Genomic DNA, 23571 nt, shown 5'->3' with positions numbered 1-23571 from the left:
CATTATACCTTGCAAGTTGCGCCAATAGCAGCGCCATGATGACTTTTTTGTATTAGTCGCTGCTATTGGTTGGCTGGTTTCTGATTAGCCTTGCAATTGTTGTAGATAATCTGACGCGGTTAAGTTGGTTGGATCTATGCTCAATACTTGATTAAAGCTTGCGCGGGCACCATCAATTTGCCCCATTTCAGCGAGAAAAATACCCAGTTTCAACAGCACTGAAATATCAGTAGGATACTTATCTAGAAAGTCTAAATAGGTATTGAGTGCTTGCTGGTTTTTACCTTGCAGTGTGAGTACATGGGCATATTGTGGCAAGTATTCATCGCTGTAACTAATTATTTGCTCTAACGTTTGTTCAGCTAAATCAATATTGTGGAGCTTTAGTGCTAGTACTAAAATCTGTTTTTGCTCTACTTCTGTTTGATTGTCTGGTTCAATTGCTTGTAAACAAGAGAGCGCTGTTTGATTGTCATCGTTAAGGATAGCAAGGTAGCTTTGTGCTAAATAATAGAGTCGCTGTGCTAAACAATCATCTTCAACTAAAGGTTCAATACTGGTTACGACCTGGCTTAAACCCGATTTGTTTTTGCTCTTATATAAGTCTGAGATTTTAGTAAAGGTGTTATGTAATGAGGTATTTAACTTATCAAGTGAAAAATAAGGGTGCTTCATTGAAGTCAGCTGTGACTGATATTCTGCGGTTATTTGCTGAAGTTGATCTGAATGACTGTCGTATGGCAATTTTAACTTGGTTCTTAGTTGTTCGACTACAAGTACTCTGCCTGGTTGATTGTTGTCACGCCAATGGTTAACTAGAGTCGCAAGATCTGGATCTACAGTTAGCTCGCTTTGTCTGGCTTTAACTAAGCTTATTGTTTTTTGGAGCTTATGGCTCATTTCATCAGCAAAGGTCTCGAAGGCATTGTAATATTGATGAGTCATATTGTGCATATGTTCTTCAGACCAGCTACTTGCTTCTTTAGTTGTTAAAAACTTTGAAAATTCATAATACCCATAAAACTTTATAGCCTGGGATACTTCGTTATGTTCTCCATTAAGTCTTTTTTCAATTTTATCGACTTTTGCAATAATACTGCGATTTCTATTGGATTGTGTACTAACCGACTTTGCTTGTAGGTTAAGTGCAATCGCTTTTTTAGCAAGCTCTTTGATTACTTTTAACTCATCAATTGATTTACCGAGTTGTACAAACATGTCTTTAAGGTGGCTTGCTTTACTTTGTTGATGGTCAGGTATTAATTTTAACAACTCGAAAGGAGATATTTGAGCCGGAACGAGCTCTATAGTTTCAATGCACTTATGGCTAATCCCTTTTAGCTTTGCTGCATTTTCTGACAGGTTAATTATCTCAACTTCAGGAAATAATAATGCCTCTTCCGATAATGCAGCTGCTGCGTAAACAAGCTGTATAGGTGTTTCTGCATTATTTCCTGCATAGGTTTCAACCCATTCTCCTATAAAACTATTATTTATCCCTGACTTAGCTTCGACCGTTCCTTTAGCGTGAGATACACCAACGCTTGAGTAACAAAAGTCTGCTCCAGTGAGTAAAATTGTTTTAAATCCGAGCTCTATTGCTATTCGTACTGCACTATTAGTAACAGTGGGGCCAATAGTTGGGATGTTGTCAAAGTCTTCTTTTAGCCAAGGCAGTCGTGTACCCAAATAAAGAGATTTTCCAAGCCATTGGGATAGTATACGATGATTGACGTGGTGAGAGTTGATAAACAAGCTTTCATTGGCGAGTTCCATCATGTCTCTGTTGATTTCAAAACTAATATTTTGAGGGTCGACTGACACTATGATATGGGCAGGGACTCCCTCTTGAGAGAGCCTAGCTGCCATTCTCGAAACGGTGATGATAAACAAGTCTTGGTAGTTATTTTTTATCCAATCAATATGTTCATCTAAAGATGGACCGCCTCCTATAACTATACAACTTTTACCTATAAATTTTCCCCTGAGCATCGATGCCGGATACTGATTGTCAGCAATGTTGTAAAGCTGCTGAATTAAAAAGTGTTTTTGCTCAAATTGAGATTTTTGATCAACAGTACGTAGGCTTAATTGCTTTTGAATGATGTTTATAAGTGAGCTGTATTGCTCGATAATACCCAATGTTGAGCCCATAGAGTGATGGACGAGGCATTGATCTTTAATTAGATATAAATCATAGTCTCCGCTGTCTAGCTCTTGAGTGAATTCACTTAAACTTAACACTTTTATGTATTTGTCTAACCTCGATTCTATTTCAATATTCAGCATGGCTAATGCATCGTCGAGTTCGATGAACAAATACTTGCTTCCAGAAGCAAGCTCTTGCTTTAGGATATGATTTGCTAGTAATCCAGAATCTAACCCTATGATGATATGAAGCGTGTCGGGTTTAAAAATCTTGTCTTTAAAGCGTTGTTGAAAAACGGTTTTTGAATCAATTTTTTCGAACGTATCTCTATTGATGCTAGGTAGATAGTATTCGCCAAACTTACTAATTGAAAATTGGTTTTTTATTGCTGATTCAAAAACGTTCATTGCCTTTGTAAGCCTTAATGATTCGTGGTTTGTTGAGTCGTAACGTCAGAAAACTGTCGCTTCAACCTTACTAAAATTTATTATGTATATTAAGCAATATCTAAGCCAAAGCTTATTGAGTGCACATGCTAGCTTATTATGGGATGGGAAGGGGCACATAATAAGCAGTCTAGTAATGACTTTTGTCTTTTCAGAATTCAGACTTTACATTGTTAATGCACCCTAAGGTGGATATTTTGGGTCCCTTGTTAGGGCTAGGTTAACGTGAATGTTTATAGTAGTAAATGTGTGACGTTGTTTAAAATAGCTTTATACAGTCTATAGCAGCTAGTTGTGGATAAAGTTATAACTATAACAAGAGTAAACTATAAAAATTCTATATTTTATGCGTATTTAATTAAATCAATATAAAGTTTATTAACTGTTTAGATTTATTATTCGTCACTATTAAAGTTATGTATACAGCTTTGGAATATTCACTAATACAATGCTCTAAGGAGTATATGGTCTATGAAGAAGCATCATAGGTATATTGAGATTGTGTCATGTTTGCTAGATCACATACTTAAAACTAAGTGACTTCCATTGTTGCCTTCGATTGTAGTGGCTTTTAAGTTGTTTAGGTTTTTTTCTAGGGGTAAGCTTAGGTAACTTTTACAAATTCTGTATATTGTTTGAAGATGTAATCTTGCAGCTATTCACTTACTGTTCTTTTCGCTCACCTTTTAAGGTATGTATTAAATTATGTTCGATAATTCAACGATTTTGATTACAGGTGGGACAGGCTCATTTGGGAAAAAGTTTACTCAGACTATTTTAAGTCGTTACAAGCCAAAACGCTTGATCATATTTTCAAGAGATGAGCTCAAACAGTATGAAATGCAGCAGCAATTTCATGAACCTTGTATGCGTTATTTTATTGGTGATGTGAGGGATGCTGATAGGTTACAGCAGGCTTTTCAAAATGTAGATTATGTTATTCATGCCGCAGCACTTAAGCAGGTACCAGCAGCTGAGTATAATCCCATGGAGTGTATAAAAACCAATATTAACGGTGCTGAAAATGTCATCAAAGCCGCATTTGCAAATAACGTAAAAAAGGTCATTGCGTTATCAACCGATAAGGCGGCAAATCCTATTAACTTATACGGGGCGACTAAATTAGCATCTGATAAGTTATTTGTCGCGGCAAATAATATGGTGGGGGAAAAAGATACCCGCTTTGCTGTAGTGCGTTATGGCAATGTAGTGGGCAGTCGAGGAAGTGTTGTTCCTTTTTTTAAGTCTCTTATTGCTAAAGGGGAAGTCGCACTTCCGATTACTCACCCCGACATGACTCGCTTTTGGATTACATTGCAAGATGGTGTCGATTTTGTATTGAAAAATTTTACTCGGATGCATGGCGGTGAAATTTTTGTACCTAAAATTCCTTCAGTTAGAATTATAGATTTAGCAATTGCGTACGCTCCTAACTTACAACAGAAAATTGTTGGGGTTCGTCCTGGAGAAAAAATGCATGAAATTATGTGCCCAGCGGATGATTCCCATAATACTCTGGAGTTTAGTGATCACTTTGTGATTATGCCAAGCATAAAGTTTTATTCCAGACAGGTTGATTTTTGTTCAAATGGATTAAAGGAACAGGGTAAACCTGTCGACTATGGTTTTGAATACAACTCTGGAAGCAATAGCCACTTTCTTAGTCAGGCTGAAATTTTGATGATGGACAATAAAATATGATCCTTTATGGGCAGCAAAGTATTAATCAACAGGATATTGATTCGGTTGTAGCAGTATTAACATCAGACTATTTGACTCAAGGACCTCAGGTCCCAGCGTTTGAGGCGGCGTTAAGTGCGTTTACTGGCGTGCAGTATACACTTGCGGTGAATAGCGCAACATCGGCGCTGCATATTGCTTGTTTAGCTTTAGGTGTGGGCGTTGGAGATAGAGTTTGGACCAGCCCAATCACTTTTGTTGCGTCGGCCAATGCGGCTTTATATTGTGGCGCAGAGATTGACTTTGTTGATATAGATGCAATAACTGGCAATATGTGCCCAACTCAATTAGCGATTAAGCTCGCTGAAGCGGCTAAGCAAGATAAATTGCCTAAGGTGATTATCCCTGTGCATCTATGTGGTCATAGCTGCGATATGCAAGCGATTGGTAAGCTTGCCTCTCAGTATGGCATTAAAGTTATCGAAGATGCCTCTCATGCGATTGGTGGTTATTATCAGTCTGAGCCAGTAGGTAACTGTCGCTATAGTGATATTTGCATTTTTAGCTTTCACCCGGTAAAGATCATTACCACGGCAGAAGGGGGCGCGGCGTTAACGAATAGCTCTGAACTAGCAGCAGCAATGGCGCGTTTGCGCAGCCACGGGATAACTAAATTAGAGGCCGAGTTACAACGTCAAGATCAAGGCGATTGGTATTACGAGCAACATGATCTTGGTTATAACTATCGAATGACAGAGCTGCAAGCAGCTCTGGGCTTGAGTCAAATGACTCGGTTGCAAAGTTTTGTCTGTCGTCGTAACGAATTGGCCACCCATTATACCCAGCTATTAACTCGCTTACCGTTAACCTTAATTCAACCGCTAGCTGAGAGCATAAGCAGTTATCATTTATTTGTTGTGCGTTTACCAAAAGCCGAGCAAAGGCGTCGGATCTTTGATGAAATGCGTGCGCTAAATGTGCAGGTACATGTGCATTACATTCCTGTTCACTTACAACCTTACTATCAAAATCTGGGTTTTACTCGCGGTCAGTTTCCTCAGGCAGAGACATTTTATAATGATATTTTGACTTTGCCATTACACCCCGGTCTGAGTCAGAAAGAACTTGCCTATGTTGTTGATTGTTTAGAAAAGGTTATTTAATGAAGATAGCAGTGATCCCTGCCCGCGGTGGCAGTAAACGTATTCCCCATAAAAATATCAAAGACTTTTGTGGCAAACCTATGATTGCACACGCAATTGAAACAGCAATAGCCACTGGGTGTTTTGATAAGGTATTAGTATCAACTGATTGTTCTAATATCGCTTCGGTAGCAGAGGCTTATGGTGCATGGGTTCCTTTTATTAGACCAAATGAATTAGCTGATGATTATACTGGTACAACCCCCGTCATTCGTCACTCACTTAATTGGCTTAAAGACCATGGGTATCAGGTAACACACTGTTGCTGCTTATATGCAACGTCCCCATTGTTGACGTCAGATACGCTTGTTAAGGGGCTAAAACAGCTCGAAGCGAATACTGAATTTGACTATGTTTTTAGTGCTTGCCGGTTCAGTTTTCCTATTCAGCGTGCTTTGGTTGAGACCGCTAACGGAGGCACTCGTGCTTTTGACCAAGAAAGTATTGGTATGCGCTCACAAGATCTCGTTGCTACATACCATGATGCTGGTCAATTTTATTGGGGCAAAGTAGAGGCCTTTTTAGATCCTGAACGTCCGGTTTTCGGTGAAAGGGGATCGATGTTGGTCTTACCTGCAAATAGGGTTCAAGATATTGATACTGAAGAGGATTGGCTGAGAGCTGAATTAATGTATCAGCTACTTAATAGGGCGTGAGCCAAAGGGCTAAACTCATGAATATTTTAATCCGTGTTGACGCATCAAGCTTAATTGGTGCAGGTCATGTCATGCGTTGTTTAACCTTGGCTGATGCTCTTTATGGTAAAGCTGATTGTCACTTTATGTGCGCCGCAGAAAACGGGCACTTACAAAGACTTATTCAACAGCGTGGTTATCAAGTATTAGAAGTCGCTCCCTTCACTAATGAGTTAGAGCACGCGAGTCAGTGCTTAGCTCAGTTAACTCGCGATTATGATCTTTTGATTGTTGATCATTATCAGCTCTCTTCAGTGTATGAGGGCATGATGAGAGCGATATGTCGTAAGGTAATGGTTGTCGATGATTTGGCAAATCGTCAGCATGATTGTGATATTTTATTGGATCAGAATTTACTGGCCGATATTAATACCCGTTATCAAGGACTGGTACCTGAGGCTTGTGAGCTTTTATTAGGTCCCGACTATTGTCTGCTGCGTCCTGAGTTTACTTGTGCCCAAAAAGCAAATATTCATAAAAATAACTCGTTAATGGTGTCTCTAGGTGGTTCAGATCCGAATAACCATAGCCGAAAAGTCTTAGCTGCGATTGAGCAATTAGGCTGGCAAGAGCCAGTTGATATAGTGTTAGGGGGCGGAAGCCCTTGGAATCAACAATTAAAGCAAGAGTTTGCCCATCTTAGCCAAGTAAATTGGCATATTCAGTGTGACTATATGGCGCAATTAATGAGCGAGGCAAGGCTGGCAATTGGCACTGGTGGCAGTAGCCATTGGGAACGCTGCATGGTGGGGCTTCCTGCAATTGTTATAACAGTGGCGGATAACCAAGTACCGACCACTGAATTACTTGCCCAGCAGGATATTTGTTACAACTTAGGAAAGGCTAATGATGTTACAGTTTCTAAGTTGGCACATACATTGCTTTGTTTGTGGGGCGATGAACATAAACTTATGCACATGGCTGAGAGTGCTAGCCAGCTCATTGCGACTGATGGTTGTGCGAAAGTTGTGCAAAGAATACTTGTAATTTAATCCCTTGGCCGGGGTGACTCATTTACAGCGGAAAAATAAATGCAGCATATTAAGATATTAAGCCACCGAATTGGCACAGAAGAAGTACCGTTTGTGATAGCTGAGCTTTCAGGTAATCATGGGCAATCTCTTGATACAGCAATGGAAATGATAAAAGCGGCCGCAGCAACTGGGGTTCAAGCTATCAAGTTACAAACATATACAGCCGATACCATGACTCTTGATGTTAACCATGGTGAATTTATGATTAACGACGATGCCAACTTATGGCGTGGTGAGTCGTTGCACAGCCTGTATCAGAAAGCGATGACGCCATGGGAATGGCATAAACCTTTGTTTGATTACGCGAAATCATTAGGGTTAGTGGCTTTTAGTTCACCATTTGATGTTACTGCCGTAGAGTTCTTGGAAACGCTTGATGTGCCTTGTTACAAGGTAGCCTCATTTGAAAACACTGACCATCAATTACTTACGGCTGTCGCTCGTACAGGTAAGCCCGTAATTATGTCAACGGGTATGGCTACTGAAGCTGAGTTGACCGAGTCTGTTGAATTGCTGCGCCGTGAAGGCTGTGAGCAACTCATTTTATTAAAGTGTACAAGCCATTACCCAGCGGATCCCGTTGACGCCAATCTAATGACGATACCTGACTTAGCACAGAGGTTTAATTGTCAGTCTGGTTTGTCAGATCATACCTTAGGTATAGGTGTGTCAATTGCCGCTGTTGCTCTGGGAGCTAGTGTATTAGAGAAGCATTTCGTATTAGATCGAACACTCGGTGGTGTCGATGCTGACTTCTCTATGGAGCCTGATGAGTTCGCCATATTGGTTCAAGAGAGCAGAAGAGCTCATATAGCGCTAGGTAAGGTGAGTTACGGACCCGTTGGTCAAGAGCGAGAGTCGGTTAAGTTCCGTCGTTCGCTATACGTATCTCAAGATATGCGTCAAGGCGAGGTATTTTCGTCGCACAATATACGTTCAGTTAGGCCAGGACTAGGGCTTGCGCCAAAACATATGGCTGAATTTATAGGTCAGTCTGCTAAGTACGATATTAACGCGGGGACTGCATTGAACTGGGATATGCTTGCAAAATGAACAGCGATAAACCTCATTGGCCGCCAACATTCGAACGATATGGCGTGACGTTAACGCCGATTGAGCCGGAACACTTAGAAATGGTCAGGCAGTGGCGAAACAGTCCATCAATACAGCAGTTTATGCTGGATCAGCGAGAGATATCTGAAGCACAGCAACAGGCTTGGTATTCAGGACTTGCTGATGATAGCAGCCGAGCTTATTGGTTAATAATGTTTAAAGAGCAGCCAATTGGCGTAGCTTCTATTTTAGCCATTGATAAAACCGTTGGCACAGGTGAACCTGGTTTATATATATACCCAGAGCAATACCGCAGTAATATTGTGCCATTTTGTGTTGCGTTTGCATTAAATGATATGGCTTTTTTTGAATTAGGTTTAAAGCGACTTGATGCCATTGTATTAAGTCATAATAGTGCCGCACTGCGATTTAATATTAAGTGTGGTTATCAGCAGCTTGGCGAGAATTCCCTAGGTCAAATTGCGATGAGTTTAGAGCCACAATCTTATATCGCTGCTCGGGATCCCTTAGCTAGATTTATTCGATATTAAGGAGCTAAGCATGAACCAAATGCTAGTGGATAAACATGTGCTGATTACAGGAGCAAGTCGTGGTATTGGCCGTGCAATTGCTGCGACCTTTGCCGCTCAAGGAGCCACTGTTTATCTTAATGGCCGTGACGAGAGCAGTTTGAAAGCACTCGAGAATGAGTTAAAACAGCTCTATGGCGATAGAGTGCATAGCTTAGCCTTTGATGTCAGTGATGCAAAACAAGTAAAACAAGGTTTTCAAGCTCTATTTAAACTGACTAAAACGTTAGATGTGTTAGTGAATAATGCAGGTATTTTGGAGCATTCGCTGGTTGGTATGGTGTCAGCAGAACAGATCCAACAGACATTTGCCTCTAACTCTTTTAGCGTTATATACACTAGCCAATATGCTAGTAGGCTGATGGCGAGAAATGGCGGTGGCAGCATTATCAATATGGCCTCAATTATTGGTTGTGTTGGTAGTAGTGGCGATAGTGTATATGGCGGTAGTAAGGCCGCCGTTATCGGTATTACCAAATCTCTTGCCAAAGAATTGGCGGCTACACAAATAAGAGTGAACGCTATCGCACCAGGATTTATCGATACCCAGATGAATGAGTCTTTATCTGTAGATAAGCAGAATCAAACATTGCAATCTATTGCGATGGGTAGAAAAGGCACTCCGCAAGATGTTGCCAATACCGCGTTATTTCTTGCGTCTGACTTGGCGCAATACGTTACAGGCCAGACCATAGGGGTCGACGGCGGAATGTTGATTTAATCGAGAATAATATGAACCAAGAAAAATTGATCCAATGTTTTGTAAGCGCTTTAGCAATAGATGGTGCATTAGTCACTGACGAGCTTAAGTACAATAGTATTCCTCAGTGGGATTCAACCGCGCACATGATGCTGGTTGCTGAATTAGAAGCTGAGTTTGATGTGATGCTGGATACTGACGATATTATTGATATGAGTTCAGTGGCGAAAGCGAAAACCATTTTGGCTAAGTACCTAGATTAATCAGTTTGGTACCCGATATGTATTGGCAAACTCAATTTGATAGCCATATAGCGGCAGGTCTCGGCGAACGAGCAGCGTTATTATATGGTGACAAACAGCTAAGTTATAGTCAGCTACAAAAAGCAATACAAACTAGAAAAGTATTGCTGTTGGCTAAAATTGCACCTGGCCAAGTTTGTGCGTTAGCGCTACAACCAACTTTTTCATCGGTAATCACTTACCTTGCCTCTATGGATGCTGGGATCCCGCTATTGCTGCTTGATGGACAACAAACTGAATCAGTGAATGAGCAGTTGATGACGGCTTACCGCGTTACTTGGTTACTCGATGTGGCTGATGGTGACGATCGTGAGATTGCAACAAATATGCAGGGTGTCCGGCATGATTTATCTTTGCTACTAAGCACATCGGGTAGCACCGGCGCGCCTAAAGCTGTCATGCTTAGCCGCAAAAATATCATCAGCAATGCTAAGTCAATTAGCGAATACCTGCCTATGCGCACTGATGATATTGCAATCACTTGCCTACCGCTACATTACAGTTATGGGTTATCGATACTAAACTCCCACCTTTGGCTGGGAGCCTGTATTTTACTGTCAGATGAGTCGATGTTAAGTCGAGCGTTTTGGCAGCAAGTTACTGATTTTAAAGTCACGGTTTTATCTGGTGTGCCTTTTAGTTATCAGATGCTTAAAAATCTGCGAATTGAACGTATGAATTTACCTAGCTTGCGTTATTTAACGCAAGCAGGTGGAAAGCTGCCAAGTACATTGGTTAGCCATTTTACAGCCTTAGCAAAAGATAAAGCTTGGCAATTATATCTGATGTATGGACAAACAGAAGCGACAGCACGTATTGCCTATTTACCACCAGAACATTTAGCGTCTGATGGCGATTGTATTGGCAAGGCCATTCCAGGTGGGCGTCTTTACCTAAAAGATGAACTTGGAGCATTAATCACTCGTCCTGGCATAGCTGGAGAGCTGTTTTATCAAGGCGATAATGTGATGCTTGGCTACGCGAGTAACTACCTTGATTTACTTGGGGATAGTTATTGTCAGGAATTGGCTACCGGCGATATTGCCGAGTTGACGACGTCTGGGCTGTACCGTATATGTGGTCGAAAAAGGCGCTTTATTAAAGTGAGAGGTAAGCGTTTATCTCTAGATCATATTGAGAGCCTACTTGAAACAGCTCAAGGTGGTAACGTATGGGCTTTAGGAAAAGATGAAGCCTTACAACTGGTTTATGACCAAGCTGACGATATGCAACGGCTAGCAGACTTTGCTGTTCAGTATCTAGGGCTACATCCAAGTTTATTTAAATTGCAACACATAGCTGAACTGCCTAGGTTGTCGAATGGCAAGCCTGATTATCAGACGCTTTCTACCATAATGGAAAACCAATGAGCTTGCTAGAACAGTCACCATATGAATTGACTGCAACACAAAAAACGCCAGCTTTGATAAATGAGTTGAAACAGTTGAGCCAACATCATATTAAGGCTTGTCCTGCTTATGCTCGGCTTGTGTCGGTGCAGTGGCCAAGATTTACGGCAGATGACTCAGCACTCGAGTTGAAGGACATTCCTTGGTTGTCAGTCAGGCTTTTCAAGCAGTTTTCGTTACAATCTGTATCTGAACAACAAGTTTTTAAAACCCTTTATTCAAGCGGCACCACAGGAACGCCTTCACGCATTGTATTGGACGCAGATACGGCTGCAGTGCAGTCGCGTATTCTTGTGAAAATTATGCAGCAATGGCTAGGTAAGCAACGTTTGCCGATGTTAATTATCGATTGCCCATCAGTAATTAAAGATCGAGCTAATTTCAGTGCTCGTGGCGCAGGCATTCAAGGTTTATCTTTTATGGGGCGTAATCATTGTTTTGCATTAAACGATGATATGAGCCCGAATTGGCCTGCAGTAACAGAGTTTTGCGAACGTTTTGCTGACGGGCCTGTATTGATATTCGGTTTTACCTTTATGGTATGGCAGCACTGGTTAGAGCAATTGGTCGATCAGAATATACAGTTGCATCTTCCCCAAGGCATATTGATCCACAGTGGTGGTTGGAAAAAACTTGAGCAAATAGCCGTAAGCAACTCTGTATTTAAACAACAAGTAAAACGATTAACGGGTGTTGAGCGAGTACACAATTTTTATGGAATGGTAGAGCAGGTAGGTGCCATTTTTGTTGAATGTGAACATGGTTATTTGCACTGCCCAAGTTATGCTGATGTGTTAGTTAGGGTGCCAGGTAGCTGGCAGCTTGCAAATAATGAACAACAAGGTGTGTTACAGCTGCTATCCACTTTGCCGCATAGTTATCCAGGGCATAGCCTTTTGACGGAAGACCGTGGTGTTATTCATGGTGAAGATAATTGTAAATGTGGTCGTAAAGGGAAGTATTTCAGTGTTTTAGGTCGTTTACCTAAGTCAGAAGCGCGTGGCTGCAGTGACACTTATCAAGCAGCAGGTGCGTTATGAGTATTGAGTGGTTAAATTTTAGTGAGTCTCCAGCACTGGCCTGCTCGGCTTTTACTGAACAGGATTTGGAGTATTGTCAGGCTCTTAGCAGGGCTTTATTGACCCAAAATAATATTAAGCAATTCCCAGATCTTGTCGCCTTAGGGTATTGGTTAAGGCGTAGCAATCTGACTCATCTACTTGCAGCGTATAGGCACAGGGATGTTATTTATCGACCTTTGGGAATGGTTTACCATTCAACACCGAGTAATGTCGATAGTTTATTTGCCTATTCAGGGATCTTAAGCCTGCTGTGTGGTAATGCCAACATCATTCGCTTATCGAATCGCAGCGGCGGTAGCACTGAAGTGTTAATCAAGGCTATTAGTGTGCTGGCAAAAGAGTTTCCACAGCAAAATGCTAGGCTCCAATTGATTCGGTGTGCTCGGGAAGACCATGAGTTGAGTCTGCTGATAAGCCAAGTAGACGCTAGGGTATTATGGGGAAGTGACAGTGCGATACAAGCTCAGCGTATACATACTATCCCTGCTCATGCGAGAGAATTAGCTTTTGGACATAAATACTCTTTATGTTTACTCGATGCGACTGTAATACTCGATGCCAGTGAACAAGAAGTTATTCAGTTAGCTCAGGACTTTCTTAAAGATCAGCTGACTTTTTCGCAGCAAGGCTGTAGCTCAGCTAAAACGTTAGTTTGGTTAGGTGATAGTTCTTCAATCGCTGATGCGAAACAACGATTTTGGTCGCAATTAGACATAACTGTAAATGATAAACAATGGCTTGAAGAACGTAATTTCTATGATGCTTTTGCTAATGCTCAGCAGTTAATCTTGCTCGATAACAGTATACAAGGCTTTCAACAACATAGCTGGTGTTGCCGTTTATCTGCGAGCCATTTAACAGATATACAAGCGCAAGAACACAGTGGCAATGGCTTGTTTGTTGAAGTAGAGCTAACTGAGCTTAATCAATTAACACCAATGTTAAAGCATTATCATCAGACTCTGAGTTATTGGGGCATTGAGAGTGTCAAGCTACAAGATTGGTTTGCTGAACAGGTAGTGGGAATTGATCGAGTTGTGCCAGTTGGTCAGGCTTTGAATTTTGACTTGGTTTGGGATGGTATGGAATTGGTCAGTATGTTTTCTCGCCAATCTAGAATGTTAGTTTGATGCTTAATCAGTAGGAAAAACTTTGAAAATATTAGTGACAGGCGGTGCAGGGTTTATTGGTAGTGCGCTGATTAGGTACATTTTAGATAATACTTCAGATAGCGTCGTCAACGTTGATGCGTTAACCTATGCAGGCAACCTTGAGTCAATACCGAATGCAGTTAATCATCCACGTTATAGATTTGAACATGTTGATATTTGCAATAAAGTCGAACTTCAACGGGTTTTTCGTGAGCATCAACCTGATGCGGTTATGCATTTAGCTGCAGAGTCTCATGTTGATAGATCAATAGATGGCCCATCGGTTTTTATTCAAACTAATCTTGTAGGAACATTTAACCTGCTTGATACGTCTTATCATTATTGGCGAACGTTAACACAAGATCAAAAGTCTGCTTTTAAGTTTCATCATATTTCTACCGATGAGGTTTATGGTGATTTGGAGCTAACTACTGAGCTCTTTACTGAAGCAACGCCATATCAACCGAGTAGTCCTTATTCAGCTAGTAAGGCAGGTTCTGATCATTTAGTGAGTGCCTGGGGGCGAACTTATGGCTTTCCTATTATTATCACTAGCTGCTCTAATAATTATGGGCCATATCATTTCCCAGAAAAACTCATTCCGCATGTAATATTAAATGCACTACAGGGAAAGCCCTTGCCAGTATATGGTAGTGGCCAGCAAATTCGCGACTGGTTATACGTTGAAGATCATGCAAAAGCACTTTATACCGTAGTGACAAAAGCTGAAGCTGGGCAACGTTATAATATCGGTGGGCATAACGAAAAAACCAATATTGAAGTCATTGAAGCTCTATGCGCTTTACTGGAAGAGATGGCACCAAATAAACCTGTTGGGGTAAAAAAGTATCGAGACTTGATCACTTATGTTCCAGATCGACCAGGCCATGATATGCGCTATGCTATCGATGCTTCAAAAATCAAACGTGATTTAGCATGGGTGCCAAATGAGAGTTTCGATAGTGGATTGAAAAAGACAGTGCGGTGGTTTTTGGATAATAAACACTGGTGGCAAAGAGTGCTTTCCGGTGAATACCAACTGACTCGTTTGGGGATTAATTGATGAAAGGCATTGTTCTTGCTGGTGGAGCTGGTACCCGCCTTTACCCTATTACAATGGGGGTATCTAAGCAGTTATTACCTATTTATGACAAGCCGATGATCTACTACCCCCTTTCGGTTTTAATGTTGGCTGGAATACGTGAAATATTGATTATTACGACACCGGAGGACCAAGATAGTTTTTATCGACTTTTAGGTGATGGTAAGCGATTTGGTATTGAATTGAGTTATGCAGTTCAACCTGAACCTAAGGGGCTAGCACAGGCATTTATTATTGGTGCTGATTTTATCGGCAGCGATAACGTGTGTTTGGTATTAGGGGATAATATTTTTTATGGTCAAGGATTTAGCCCTAAGTTACGTGAAGTTGCTGCAAGAACTGAAGGGGCAACTGTATTTGGTTATCAGGTGAAAGATCCTGAGCGTTTTGGTGTTGTTGAGTTTGATAAAAACAAATGTGCTATATCAATAGAGGAAAAACCTGAAAAGCCGAAATCCAACTTCGCGGTAACAGGGTTATATTTTTACGATAATGATGTGGTCGATATTGCTAAATCAATTACTCCGTCTGCACGTGGAGAATTGGAAGTCACTGCGATAAATCAAATCTATCTACAAAAGAAAAAGTTGAAGGTCGAATTGCTCGGCAGGGGGTTTGCTTGGCTGGATACCGGTACACATGAAAGCTTATTAGATGCTGCACATTTTGTAGAAACAATTGAAAAGAGGCAAGGTTATAAAATCGCCTGTTTAGAAGAGATTGCTTGGCTTGAAGGCTGGCTTTCTGCTGCTGAAATAAAAAAATTGGCTCAACCATTTAATAAAAATAACTATGGGCAATATCTGCTCAGTTTAATTGAGAGCAGTAAATGATTCCGGTTACTAAAGCCTATTTACCTAATAAAGATAAATATAAAGCCTATATAGATCGCATTTTTGAATCAGGCCAGTTAACTAACTCAGGACCTTTGCTTCAAGAGCTTGAAAGCCGCCTAGCAAAGTATCTTGGTGTTAAGCATGTGATATGTGTCGCCAATGGTTCACTTGCTTTACAAGTGGCTTATAAAGCGCTTGGCTTAAAAGGGGAGGTGATCACGACGCCTTTTAGCTTTGCAGCAACGGCGAGTACATTGTTGTGGGAAGGGCTAACACCTAAGTTTTGCGACATAGATCCACAGACATTTAATTTAGACCCTTCACTCATCGAGTCACATATTACTCCGAGTACTTCAGCTATTTTGCCTGTTCATGTGTTCGGTAACCCTTGTGAAGTAGAAAAGATTCAACACATAGCGGATAAACACGGACTAAAAGTGATCTATGATGCGGCGCATGCTTTTGGGGTGAGCTATAAAGGTCAAAGTGTGTTGAAACATGGTGATATCAGCACCTTAAGCTTTCATGCTACTAAGGTCTTTCACACCATTGAAGGCGGTGCGATTATCACTGAATCAGATGAGATCGCCGCAAAAGTCAGGCTGCTTATCAACTTTGGTATCACAGGCCCCGATAAAATCGAGGGTCTCGGGACTAACGCCAAAATGAATGAATTTGAAGCGGCGATGGGGCTTTGCGTATTAGATGATATTGATATGATTATTCAAGATCGTGTGTATAGCCATGAAAGGTATACTGATTTACTGAAAGGTAAATACCAATTCCAAAAATGGAGTGCACAAGCTACCCAAAACGGTGCTTACTTTCCGATTGTTTTTGAAAGTGAACAAGCGTTACTTGCTTCAAAAGCAAAGTTAGAAGCCCATGATGTATTCCCTAGGCGGTATTTTTATCCGAGCTTGGACAAGGCCTACCACGATGGTAAATGTTGCCAGACTAGCTTGGGGATTAGCAAAACAATTTTATGCTTGCCGTTATCTTATAAAATGACAAAGAAAAATATGGCGATGGTTGTGCTTCCACTTGATGAGAGTATCTATGATTATATTTAGCGAAATTATTAAATTTCTCGAGGATTCTAAAACAGAATACAAAGTATACGGTAAGCAGATTGACTGTATTAATTTTGGGAGTATGAAAAAGATTATTCCTAATAGTCTTTACTATTTCTCGGGGAAGGATTTACCATGTGATATTACAGACTCAGTAGTGTTGGTTGGAAAAAATTTAGATACATTCGATGATACATTCGATGATACTTCGATTAACACTTATATTATCGTTGCCGAACCACAGTTAATTTTTTATAAACTGATGAGATCTTACCATTCACCGATAGCACATAACAGTAGCATCGGGAAACATACTCAAATTGCAGAAGAGGCAATAATTGGTGCGCATCATAATATTGGTGACTTTTGTAAGATTGGTAAGGCGGTTATTGGTCAACACTGTTTAATTGGCACAAATGTGGTTGTTCATGACAATGTGTCGATTGGTGACTATTCAGTGATTCAAGACAATACCGTGATTGGTGCTCAGGGTATGGCTTGGGTGTGGGACGAGCAAAATCAATGCAAAGTGATTCAACCACAAATTGGCGGGGTTGTTATTGAAAGTCAAGTGATGGTTGGTTCAAATGTAACAATTGCCCGTGGCTCTGTGAGTGAAGATACTGTGATCCACCAGGGAGCAGTGATAGCTCATGGTAGTCAAATTGGTCATGGTGTTCGAGTTGGTAAACAGGTGCATATTTCTAATAATTGCACAATAGCGGGTAATGCTCAGATTGGGGGGCACAGTTTTCTTGGTGCAGGTAGCGTAGTAGTTTCGCATATGAGAATTGCTGAACGGGTAACTATTGGAGCAGGTGCCGTTATCAATAAATCGATCGAGACTGATAGCGTTACTTATATCGCAATGCCAGCACGGCAAATTCCATCACAAATGAACTTAAATGGTGTTCCTCAGCAGGGCTAATATATATGCAATTAACATTTCGATTTAAAGGTGAACGTAATTATATCCAAGGTGGTGATATATTTGATCATGTGATGGCGGCAGTTGATGATAATGTTGAGTTTTTGATTATTCGAAAAATGACGAATAAGCAATGTACTTTGTCAACAGAAAATGATGGTTCATTAGTTGCTGAGATAAAAACCAAGACGCAAAAATATTACTTATTAGAAACTAATGAGTCAGTAACAGAGCGTTACCAATTTGATGAGGAGTCTTTGGTTGAGGCCGCGACTTTGTATGAAAAACGATTAACAATGAGTCGTAATATGCAGTTTTCGATGATTGAGAATTTAATTGCCTTAACCAAAAAATTAAATTATGCATTAGAACATCCAAAGAGTGGGAAATGGCTTTTTACTCAATATCGTACTGAAGAAAATAACGATGATTTTGAAGGCGAAATTAGTATTGAACGCGGTTCATTTGTACCACAACGCTTTAGTGAGAATCTTGTTTATTTAAATGGGATTCTGAAAGCAAAGGTTATTTTTGCGATAGGAGAGACACTTTGATTTATTTGAAAGCGATTTCAAATTACATACCAAGTCAAGTGATTGATAATATCGAGAATGCAAAAGCTTTTTCTGAAAGTGAGTCATTTATAATCAATAAAATAGGTGCTCGGCAATTACCAAGGTTACCTTATGATGAACAGGCTTCAGATATTGGGAGTGCTGCAGTAAGGGCCTTATGTGATCAACATGGACTTAACTTCGAAGAGATAGAGGCCCTTGTGGTGATCACCCAAAATGGTGACTTTGGTGGTTTACCTCATACTTCAGCGATAATTCATGGTAAATTAGGTTTACCAGAACAGGTTGCTTGCTTTGATATTGGGTTAGGCTGTTCTGGATACGTATACGGATTAAGCATACTGAAAGCACATATGCAAGAGATGGGATTTCAAAACGCAGTATTAGTAACAGCAGATCCTTATTCAAAAATTGTTGATTCGAACGATAGAAACACCTCTTTGCTTTTTGGGGATGCGGCAACTGCATCATGGCTGTCTGTAAATGGTGAATGGGAAATACAGCGGCCTTTATTAGCAACTAATGGTCAAGGTTATTCCGCATTGGTAAAGCAAGAAAGCTTAGTTATGGACGGACGGTCAGTATTTAACTTTGCCGCACAAAATGTTCCAGATCAAATTAATAACTATCTTGAGAAATTTAATTTGGTCCATGATGATATTGACTTGTTTTTATTACATCAAGGTAGTGCCGCGATTATTGATGTGATCACGAGGAAGTTAAATTACTCAAAGGATAAGTTTATATTTGACATTGAAAACACAGGGAATACAGTATCTTCATCTATACCTTTATTGTGTGAGCGGTATATTAAGGAATCAAGGTTTAACAAAATAGTTATATCAGGTTTTGGCGTGGGGTTGTCTTGGGCGACCACACTCTTAAGTAAAAAAGTAAGTATCTAGGTGGAAGGTTAACAGTTATATGAATATATTCGAGAATATCAATACTGCATTTTCGCAGGCGAATATCGATGTTGTTATTGATTCGGAGCAACAAAAAGATATGACGAGAACATTTAAAGAACTCGGTTTAGATAGTCTAGACTTATTCAACTTTTTTTTAGAGTTGGATGCATTAACTGGAAAGCAAATACCAGAGAGTGAATTTGATAAAATTAAAAATATATCCGATGTAATTGAGATATATAAATAAATGTTTAGGTAAGAGGCATACGCCTCTTATTTTATAAATGGAGAGCTGTTTTGTTTAATATAAGTTACTTTGCACCTCTTATGATTTCAACTTATCATCGTTTATCACATTTAAGAGCCACAATTGATTCATTATCAAAATGTGAGCTTGCAACACAAACACAATTGTATATCTTTAGTGATGGAGCTCGTGCTGGAGATGAAGATGAGATTGAATCCGTTAGAGAGTATCTGAGAGGATTAATAGGAACGAGCGCGTTTAAACATGTTCATGTGATTGAAAGAGAAAGTAATTACGGTGCAAAAAAAAATAATCGTCAAGGAATTGAAGAGGTTCTAGGCAAGCACGGTAAAGTCATTTTTCTAGAAGATGACAATAAAGTTGCATCTGGTTTTTTGGTATACATGAATCAAGCACTAGCACTTTATCAATCGGATAGTCGAGTCTTGAGTATTTGTGGTTATACACCTCCTATAGCTGATGTTATGCAGTCAAGCTTCAAATCAAACAGTTCTGATGACATATTTGCTTTCCCTAGATTTGTTGCCTGGGGAGTGGGGTTTTGGTCGCGTAGTTATCCACTAATGCAACCGATCTCTTCAACAAATCTTGAGAATTTAAATAAAACTATTAATGTTGCTGAGTTTGGTGATGATTTAATCAATCGTTTTCGTGCTGAGGTAAATGGTCACCTGGACTCTTTAGATACTCGAGCTACCTTCTACCAGTTGTCTAATCAATGTTTTTCGATTTTTCCTAAAAACTCACTAGTACAAAATATTGGTCAGGATGGTAGTGGATTACATTCGGGGATCTCCAGTAAATTTGATGTTGCTCTCTGGGATAAACAGGATGATTTTAATTTCCCTGATAATCTCCAAGTATGTCCTGATATGCAGCAAAGAATGAGTGAGTTTTTTTCTATATCTGAAGATGATATGTCGAGTGAGGTTCTTGATAATATATTAAGCCAAATTCAACATTTAGGATGGAAGTCCGTATCGCTATGGGGTATAGATACAATGACCCAGCTAATGTTACCTAAATTGAAACAGGCTGATATTAAGGTTAACTACTTGATTGACTCATGGGCGAGAGAGGATGAAATGTTTCAAGCGTACTCAGTGATTAATTTACAGGATGCTTACGCTTATGGAGAGCTACATATTGTGATTATGTCTTTTGCTTCTCGTTTTAAGATGGCGGAAATTTTAAACGCGAACTATTCTGATGTGCAATTTATACATTTTGTAGAATAGTGTCTTTGATATAACTAACACTGTAAATTTAAATGACAGTGTTAGTTTGTTATATGTCGTGTAAATTTAAATTGCGTATAAGACTGTTTCGAACCAATTATTAGTATGGTGGCCGATGTAGAATCTATATTTAGGGTTTAATTCTTTAATGTATTTAGGAAGAATCCATAAATCATCAAAATAGTGGTATAGGCAAATAGCAAGTATAGGCTTATCAGAAAGAATTGTTTTCTTTGCTCCCTGCAAAGCCTTTAACTCAGCTCCTTCGACATCGAGTTTAATCATATGTACCTTATGCCCTTTTAAGGCAATATCGATGCCTGTAACAGGTACTTGTATATCTCCTTGAGAGTTAGCCGAAGAAGAGGCTCCATGGACAGAATTAGATGAGTTAAAGTATAGCGTTTCTTCTTTATCCCATACGCCTTTTTCAATTAAACTTATTTTCTCTTTATGCTCATAATTAGCAATCAGCTGTTTGCATTTTAGAACATTGCCGGGATCGGGTTCAAAAGCGGTAACTTTAGTTTCTAAACCATAATGATGATGTAGGTTAATGCTTGATAATGCATCAAATGCACCACCATCTATGATTGTTGCGTTTTTTATTAAATGAAGCTTAGGGTGCTGATATTGCTCATATTTTGCTTTCGGCATACCTTTTTCAGGTTGTTCAAGGTAGTGGGCGATATCTTCAAGCACCAATTTACTGTCATCATCTACTAGTTGTTCTTCTAGCCACTTGAGCTGAGTCAGCCAATCAGATGTGATTGGAGTGTTGGATAGACCTGTAATACTGGCATCAATAAATAGGGTACAAGCAAGTTCACTTAGCTGCTGTTTTATTTCTTTATTCCAAGTGCTGGCAATGACAACCGGGTAGTCATTTATAATTTGCTTATTAGGAGTGAAGACTTCTACGCCACAGACAGGTATCCCATGTTTAGTTGGGTCATTATCATAAACTCTACAGACTGTAATATTAGATTTTCTTAGCCACTCTATGACTTGCTGACCACCGCTTCCAGCCCCAAATACCGCGACTCGTTTGTGCTGGTTAAAAAATTCCAGTTGATTCTCTAGGAATAGTTTTAAGCTATTACTCATTATTATGTTCACCTCGAAATCCATGCCTAAGTAAAGCGTCCATATCGACCAAAACTAAAATCAAAACCAAACCTAAGATTTTGTTGTCGGACGCACTTTATCAACGTAGTAGAACACTACTTACTTTTGCGGTTTACTACAAATATCAATCTTGATTATAAAGTAATTACTATTCGAGTTATTTGAATAACAATGGTTTTGCGATGTTTAGCGGATGAGTGTTGGTTATGTGAGGTTTGCTATTAGTGCTAATGCTCGCGAGGAAGCGCCATGAAAAAGCTAATGAGAGATAAAACAATGAAGAGCACTTTGGATTGTTGCTAACGATACTGTTAGTAGTACTTTGGCGTTAAAACAGGTTTGAAATGCTTATCTGGTCTCCCCACAGGGACTCGAACCCCGATCGATCGCTTAGGAGGCGACTGCTCTATCCTGTTGAGCTATAGGGAGACTGCAGTGATTATACTGGTTTTAACCTAGATGAAAAGGGTTGATGAAAAGTCTTTAAATTTAGTTGCTTAATTAGTGTTCGTTATTAAGATAAAAGGTAGTAAATGACAATATTCATCGCAATTTATTACCTTTTACCTGCGTTAGCCTGAGTAAAATTTCTATTGCAGTTTTTCAGGCTAGTAATTTAGTCTACAACTTGATGGCTAAGTCGCTTAGCTGAACATTGAGCGATCCAGCGATTCCCTCAAGCAGTGCAGTTGCACTTTCCTCTGAGACTTGCTCTATGGTTATCGTCGCTTTACTTTTTCCGGCAACTACACGCATATTATCAAGCCTGTCGGGCATATTTTGTTGTAAAACTAATTGCAGCTTATCACCCACTCGAATGCCATTCTTTCTACCGATATTGATGATGATTCGATCGGCTTGCTTTGATACGACTTGGCCGAGTAAAGGGCGGCAACTCAGAGTGCTGTCGATATCTTGAGATACTTGGGTTAACACTTGGTCGATAACTTCACCATATTCTGATTGCCAGAAGGTTTGGCTGTTTGAGTTAACAGTTTGCTGGCGCTTAAACTCCCACTCAGCACTTTTGGCATATTGCTGGCTCCAGATCTTCTCGCCGCTAATGCCGTGGAACAATGAGACTCTAAGCTCGAAGTTGCGCATTGGGTCGTTATCCCATAGGCCTAAGGTACTGGTAAAGTCTTCAGTAGATATATCGATAATTTCGGGTAATAGAATATATTGGCTATCGGTAATCTCACTTAGCCAACTTGGTAAACGGTATCCGCGTACATCGACAAGTTCTTGCTTAATATCTAAGCGCTCATTAGCGTGGGATTGTGGAAAGCTGTTGGTTGAGGTTTGATCTAAGGTGTTCGCTAGACGTTGTGATAAGTTTTGTTCGAATAACCCTATATTGCCGTACCTCAGCTGGCTTCGATCTTTGATTAAGGCTTGAGGGATTAATATTGCAGCTTTGAGTTGGCTATTTGAGCAGGTATCGTTAAGCGGCTCAATTATGTCAATACGGATATTGACCGTGAGTATATCGTCATCGATTTGTTCGCTGAGCAGTTCTACATTCTCGCTATTTGTTTGATAGGCTAGCGAAAATGAGTCTTCAATAAGCTGACCTTGGCTTACCGTTTGTTGGCTACTGAATTTTGCGCCAGATTTGAGAGTGGCATAGCTCACGGCCTGGTGAATGGCATCCTCCCTTGCTTGAGCAACATTATCATCGGTGACTTTCGCCTGACCAGAAGCATTGATCCACTTAGCCTCAGCCGGAAATGTGAGCAAGAATGCAACGAGACACAATAGTGTTGGGATTGAATATAGCGTAGGTTTCATTTTACCTTTCCAGTATTTACTACAAAAATAAGTATTATTTGCCGCCGTTTAAATGACGTTTACAGCTAAGGCTGCTGCATATCAATAAAGTTAAGCAATTAATGTGCCTTTTAATTACTTGTGAACCAATTTAAGTTAAGACGATTGGTGGCTGTCATTGGCATAGGCTTGTCTTGAGTAGACGGCAGTTATTAGTTTTTATAGTCGTACTTTATTATCAACTTTAGACAT

22 protein-coding genes and 1 tRNA gene are annotated in these 23571 nt (G+C 40.0%); 19 read left to right on the top strand and 4 right to left on the bottom strand.

The window, feature by feature from the left end:
* Window positions 1-84: 84 nt before the first annotated feature.
* On the bottom strand, window positions 85-2556 hold the full coding sequence (locus tag L2748_RS06070; protein ID WP_220781123.1) for a 6-hydroxymethylpterin diphosphokinase MptE-like protein: 2472 nt from the start codon (window positions 2554-2556) through the stop codon (window positions 85-87).
* Window positions 2557-3300: 744 nt separating this feature from the next.
* On the opposite strand from L2748_RS06070, the gene pseB reads away from it, so the two are divergent.
* Genes pseB through L2748_RS05975 form a run of 19 tightly spaced genes read left to right on the top strand, consistent with a single transcriptional unit; the run spans window position 3301 to window position 20421 of the window.
* Window positions 3301-4296, top strand: coding sequence for a UDP-N-acetylglucosamine 4,6-dehydratase (inverting) (gene pseB / locus L2748_RS06065; RefSeq protein ID WP_220782984.1), 996 nt, complete (start codon window positions 3301-3303; stop codon window positions 4294-4296).
* Window positions 4293-5438, top strand: a complete 1146-nt coding sequence (gene pseC, locus L2748_RS06060; protein WP_220782985.1) for a UDP-4-amino-4,6-dideoxy-N-acetyl-beta-L-altrosamine transaminase — start codon at window positions 4293-4295, stop codon at window positions 5436-5438. Before pseB ends, pseC begins: the two co-directional genes overlap by 4 nt.
* Window positions 5438-6133 (top strand): pseudaminic acid cytidylyltransferase, encoded by a 696-nt coding sequence (gene pseF / locus L2748_RS06055; protein WP_220782986.1) that lies wholly within the window; start codon window positions 5438-5440, stop codon window positions 6131-6133. Before pseC ends, pseF begins: the two co-directional genes overlap by 1 nt.
* A 17-nt stretch (window positions 6134-6150) precedes the next feature.
* Complete coding sequence (pseG, locus tag L2748_RS06050; protein WP_220782987.1) at window positions 6151-7164, top strand: UDP-2,4-diacetamido-2,4,6-trideoxy-beta-L-altropyranose hydrolase; 1014 nt, start codon at window positions 6151-6153, stop codon at window positions 7162-7164.
* A gap of 39 nt (window positions 7165-7203) precedes the next feature.
* Window positions 7204-8259, top strand: a complete 1056-nt coding sequence (pseI, locus tag L2748_RS06045) for a pseudaminic acid synthase (protein ID WP_220782988.1) — start codon at window positions 7204-7206, stop codon at window positions 8257-8259.
* Complete coding sequence (gene pseH, locus L2748_RS06040; RefSeq protein ID WP_220782989.1) at window positions 8256-8810, top strand: UDP-4-amino-4,6-dideoxy-N-acetyl-beta-L-altrosamine N-acetyltransferase; 555 nt, start codon at window positions 8256-8258, stop codon at window positions 8808-8810. The genes pseI and pseH overlap by 4 nt, the downstream gene beginning before the upstream one ends.
* Before the next feature lie 10 nt (window positions 8811-8820).
* On the top strand, window positions 8821-9570 hold the full coding sequence (locus L2748_RS06035) for an SDR family NAD(P)-dependent oxidoreductase (RefSeq protein ID WP_246616261.1): 750 nt from the start codon (window positions 8821-8823) through the stop codon (window positions 9568-9570).
* Window positions 9571-9581: 11 nt separating this feature from the next.
* Complete coding sequence (locus L2748_RS06030) at window positions 9582-9812, top strand: acyl carrier protein (protein ID WP_220782990.1); 231 nt, start codon at window positions 9582-9584, stop codon at window positions 9810-9812.
* A gap of 17 nt (window positions 9813-9829) precedes the next feature.
* Window positions 9830-11221, top strand: coding sequence for an AMP-binding protein (locus L2748_RS06025; protein ID WP_220782991.1), 1392 nt, complete (start codon window positions 9830-9832; stop codon window positions 11219-11221).
* Window positions 11218-12300: a LuxE/PaaK family acyltransferase gene (locus tag L2748_RS06020; protein WP_220782992.1), complete on the top strand. Its 1083-nt coding sequence runs from the start codon at window positions 11218-11220 to the stop codon at window positions 12298-12300. Before L2748_RS06025 ends, L2748_RS06020 begins: the two co-directional genes overlap by 4 nt.
* The gene (locus L2748_RS06015) at window positions 12297-13472 is read left to right on the top strand and encodes an acyl-CoA reductase (RefSeq protein ID WP_220782993.1); all 1176 of its coding nucleotides are present in this window, start codon (window positions 12297-12299) and stop codon (window positions 13470-13472) included. The genes L2748_RS06020 and L2748_RS06015 overlap by 4 nt, the downstream gene beginning before the upstream one ends.
* 22 nt (window positions 13473-13494) lie before the next feature.
* Window positions 13495-14556, top strand: coding sequence for a dTDP-glucose 4,6-dehydratase (gene rfbB, locus L2748_RS06010; RefSeq protein ID WP_220782994.1), 1062 nt, complete (start codon window positions 13495-13497; stop codon window positions 14554-14556).
* Window positions 14556-15428: a glucose-1-phosphate thymidylyltransferase RfbA gene (rfbA, locus tag L2748_RS06005; protein WP_220782995.1), complete on the top strand. Its 873-nt coding sequence runs from the start codon at window positions 14556-14558 to the stop codon at window positions 15426-15428. The genes rfbB and rfbA overlap by 1 nt, the downstream gene beginning before the upstream one ends.
* Window positions 15425-16504, top strand: coding sequence for a DegT/DnrJ/EryC1/StrS family aminotransferase (locus tag L2748_RS06000; RefSeq protein ID WP_220782996.1), 1080 nt, complete (start codon window positions 15425-15427; stop codon window positions 16502-16504). Before rfbA ends, L2748_RS06000 begins: the two co-directional genes overlap by 4 nt.
* Window positions 16491-17432, top strand: coding sequence for a DapH/DapD/GlmU-related protein (locus tag L2748_RS05995; RefSeq protein ID WP_220782997.1), 942 nt, complete (start codon window positions 16491-16493; stop codon window positions 17430-17432). The genes L2748_RS06000 and L2748_RS05995 overlap by 14 nt, the downstream gene beginning before the upstream one ends.
* Before the next feature lie 5 nt (window positions 17433-17437).
* Window positions 17438-17986, top strand: coding sequence for a hypothetical protein (locus tag L2748_RS05990; protein WP_248957671.1), 549 nt, complete (start codon window positions 17438-17440; stop codon window positions 17984-17986).
* The gene (locus L2748_RS05985) at window positions 17983-18912 is read left to right on the top strand and encodes a ketoacyl-ACP synthase III (RefSeq protein ID WP_220782556.1); all 930 of its coding nucleotides are present in this window, start codon (window positions 17983-17985) and stop codon (window positions 18910-18912) included. Before L2748_RS05990 ends, L2748_RS05985 begins: the two co-directional genes overlap by 4 nt.
* A gap of 19 nt (window positions 18913-18931) precedes the next feature.
* The gene (locus L2748_RS05980) at window positions 18932-19162 is read left to right on the top strand and encodes an acyl carrier protein (RefSeq protein ID WP_220782555.1); all 231 of its coding nucleotides are present in this window, start codon (window positions 18932-18934) and stop codon (window positions 19160-19162) included.
* A gap of 50 nt (window positions 19163-19212) precedes the next feature.
* Window positions 19213-20421, top strand: a complete 1209-nt coding sequence (locus L2748_RS05975) for a glycosyltransferase family 2 protein (RefSeq protein WP_220782553.1) — start codon at window positions 19213-19215, stop codon at window positions 20419-20421.
* A 66-nt stretch (window positions 20422-20487) separates the two neighbouring features.
* Here the strand turns inward: L2748_RS05975 and L2748_RS05970 are convergent, their stop codons facing one another.
* The 3 genes from L2748_RS05970 to L2748_RS05960 all read right to left on the bottom strand — a co-directional run bounded on the left by L2748_RS05970 (window position 20488) and on the right by L2748_RS05960 (window position 23340).
* Window positions 20488-21528, bottom strand: coding sequence for an FkbM family methyltransferase (locus L2748_RS05970; RefSeq protein WP_220782551.1), 1041 nt, complete (start codon window positions 21526-21528; stop codon window positions 20488-20490).
* 374 nt (window positions 21529-21902) lie between these two features.
* Window positions 21903-21978: transfer RNA gene (locus L2748_RS05965), tRNA-Arg, on the bottom strand.
* Window positions 21979-22170: 192 nt separating this feature from the next.
* Window positions 22171-23340 (bottom strand): flagellar assembly protein FlgT, encoded by a 1170-nt coding sequence (locus L2748_RS05960; RefSeq protein ID WP_220782550.1) that lies wholly within the window; start codon window positions 23338-23340, stop codon window positions 22171-22173.
* Window positions 23341-23571 lie beyond the last annotated feature (231 nt).

This window comes from Shewanella sairae (assembly GCF_023283535.1).
Lineage (GTDB): Bacteria > Pseudomonadota > Gammaproteobacteria > Enterobacterales > Shewanellaceae > Shewanella > Shewanella sairae.
Note: the sequence above shows the minus strand (reverse complement) of the source record. Positions and strands in the feature narration are given on the sequence as shown.

Excerpts from the sequence above, each read along its gene's own strand:
- L2748_RS06070 (WP_220781123.1), bottom strand. The coding sequence starts at position 2,556 with ATGAACGTTTTTGAATCAGCAATAAAAAACCAATTTTCAATTAGTAAG.
- pseB (WP_220782984.1), top strand. The coding sequence starts at position 3,301 with ATGTTCGATAATTCAACGATTTTGATTACAGGTGGGACAGGCTCATTT.
- pseC (WP_220782985.1), top strand. The coding sequence starts at position 4,293 with ATGATCCTTTATGGGCAGCAAAGTATTAATCAACAGGATATTGATTCG.
- pseF (WP_220782986.1), top strand. The coding sequence starts at position 5,438 with ATGAAGATAGCAGTGATCCCTGCCCGCGGTGGCAGTAAACGTATTCCC.
- pseG (WP_220782987.1), top strand. The coding sequence starts at position 6,151 with ATGAATATTTTAATCCGTGTTGACGCATCAAGCTTAATTGGTGCAGGT.
- pseI (WP_220782988.1), top strand. The coding sequence starts at position 7,204 with ATGCAGCATATTAAGATATTAAGCCACCGAATTGGCACAGAAGAAGTA.
- pseH (WP_220782989.1), top strand. The coding sequence starts at position 8,256 with ATGAACAGCGATAAACCTCATTGGCCGCCAACATTCGAACGATATGGC.
- L2748_RS06035 (WP_246616261.1), top strand. The coding sequence starts at position 8,821 with ATGAACCAAATGCTAGTGGATAAACATGTGCTGATTACAGGAGCAAGT.
- L2748_RS06030 (WP_220782990.1), top strand. The coding sequence starts at position 9,582 with ATGAACCAAGAAAAATTGATCCAATGTTTTGTAAGCGCTTTAGCAATA.
- L2748_RS06025 (WP_220782991.1), top strand. The coding sequence starts at position 9,830 with ATGTATTGGCAAACTCAATTTGATAGCCATATAGCGGCAGGTCTCGGC.
- L2748_RS06020 (WP_220782992.1), top strand. The coding sequence starts at position 11,218 with ATGAGCTTGCTAGAACAGTCACCATATGAATTGACTGCAACACAAAAA.
- L2748_RS06015 (WP_220782993.1), top strand. The coding sequence starts at position 12,297 with ATGAGTATTGAGTGGTTAAATTTTAGTGAGTCTCCAGCACTGGCCTGC.
- rfbA (WP_220782995.1), top strand. The coding sequence starts at position 14,556 with ATGAAAGGCATTGTTCTTGCTGGTGGAGCTGGTACCCGCCTTTACCCT.
- L2748_RS06000 (WP_220782996.1), top strand. The coding sequence starts at position 15,425 with ATGATTCCGGTTACTAAAGCCTATTTACCTAATAAAGATAAATATAAA.
- L2748_RS05995 (WP_220782997.1), top strand. The coding sequence starts at position 16,491 with ATGATTATATTTAGCGAAATTATTAAATTTCTCGAGGATTCTAAAACA.
- L2748_RS05990 (WP_248957671.1), top strand. The coding sequence starts at position 17,438 with ATGCAATTAACATTTCGATTTAAAGGTGAACGTAATTATATCCAAGGT.
- L2748_RS05980 (WP_220782555.1), top strand. The coding sequence starts at position 18,932 with ATGAATATATTCGAGAATATCAATACTGCATTTTCGCAGGCGAATATC.
- L2748_RS05970 (WP_220782551.1), bottom strand. The coding sequence starts at position 21,528 with ATGAGTAATAGCTTAAAACTATTCCTAGAGAATCAACTGGAATTTTTT.
- L2748_RS05960 (WP_220782550.1), bottom strand. The coding sequence starts at position 23,340 with ATGAAACCTACGCTATATTCAATCCCAACACTATTGTGTCTCGTTGCA.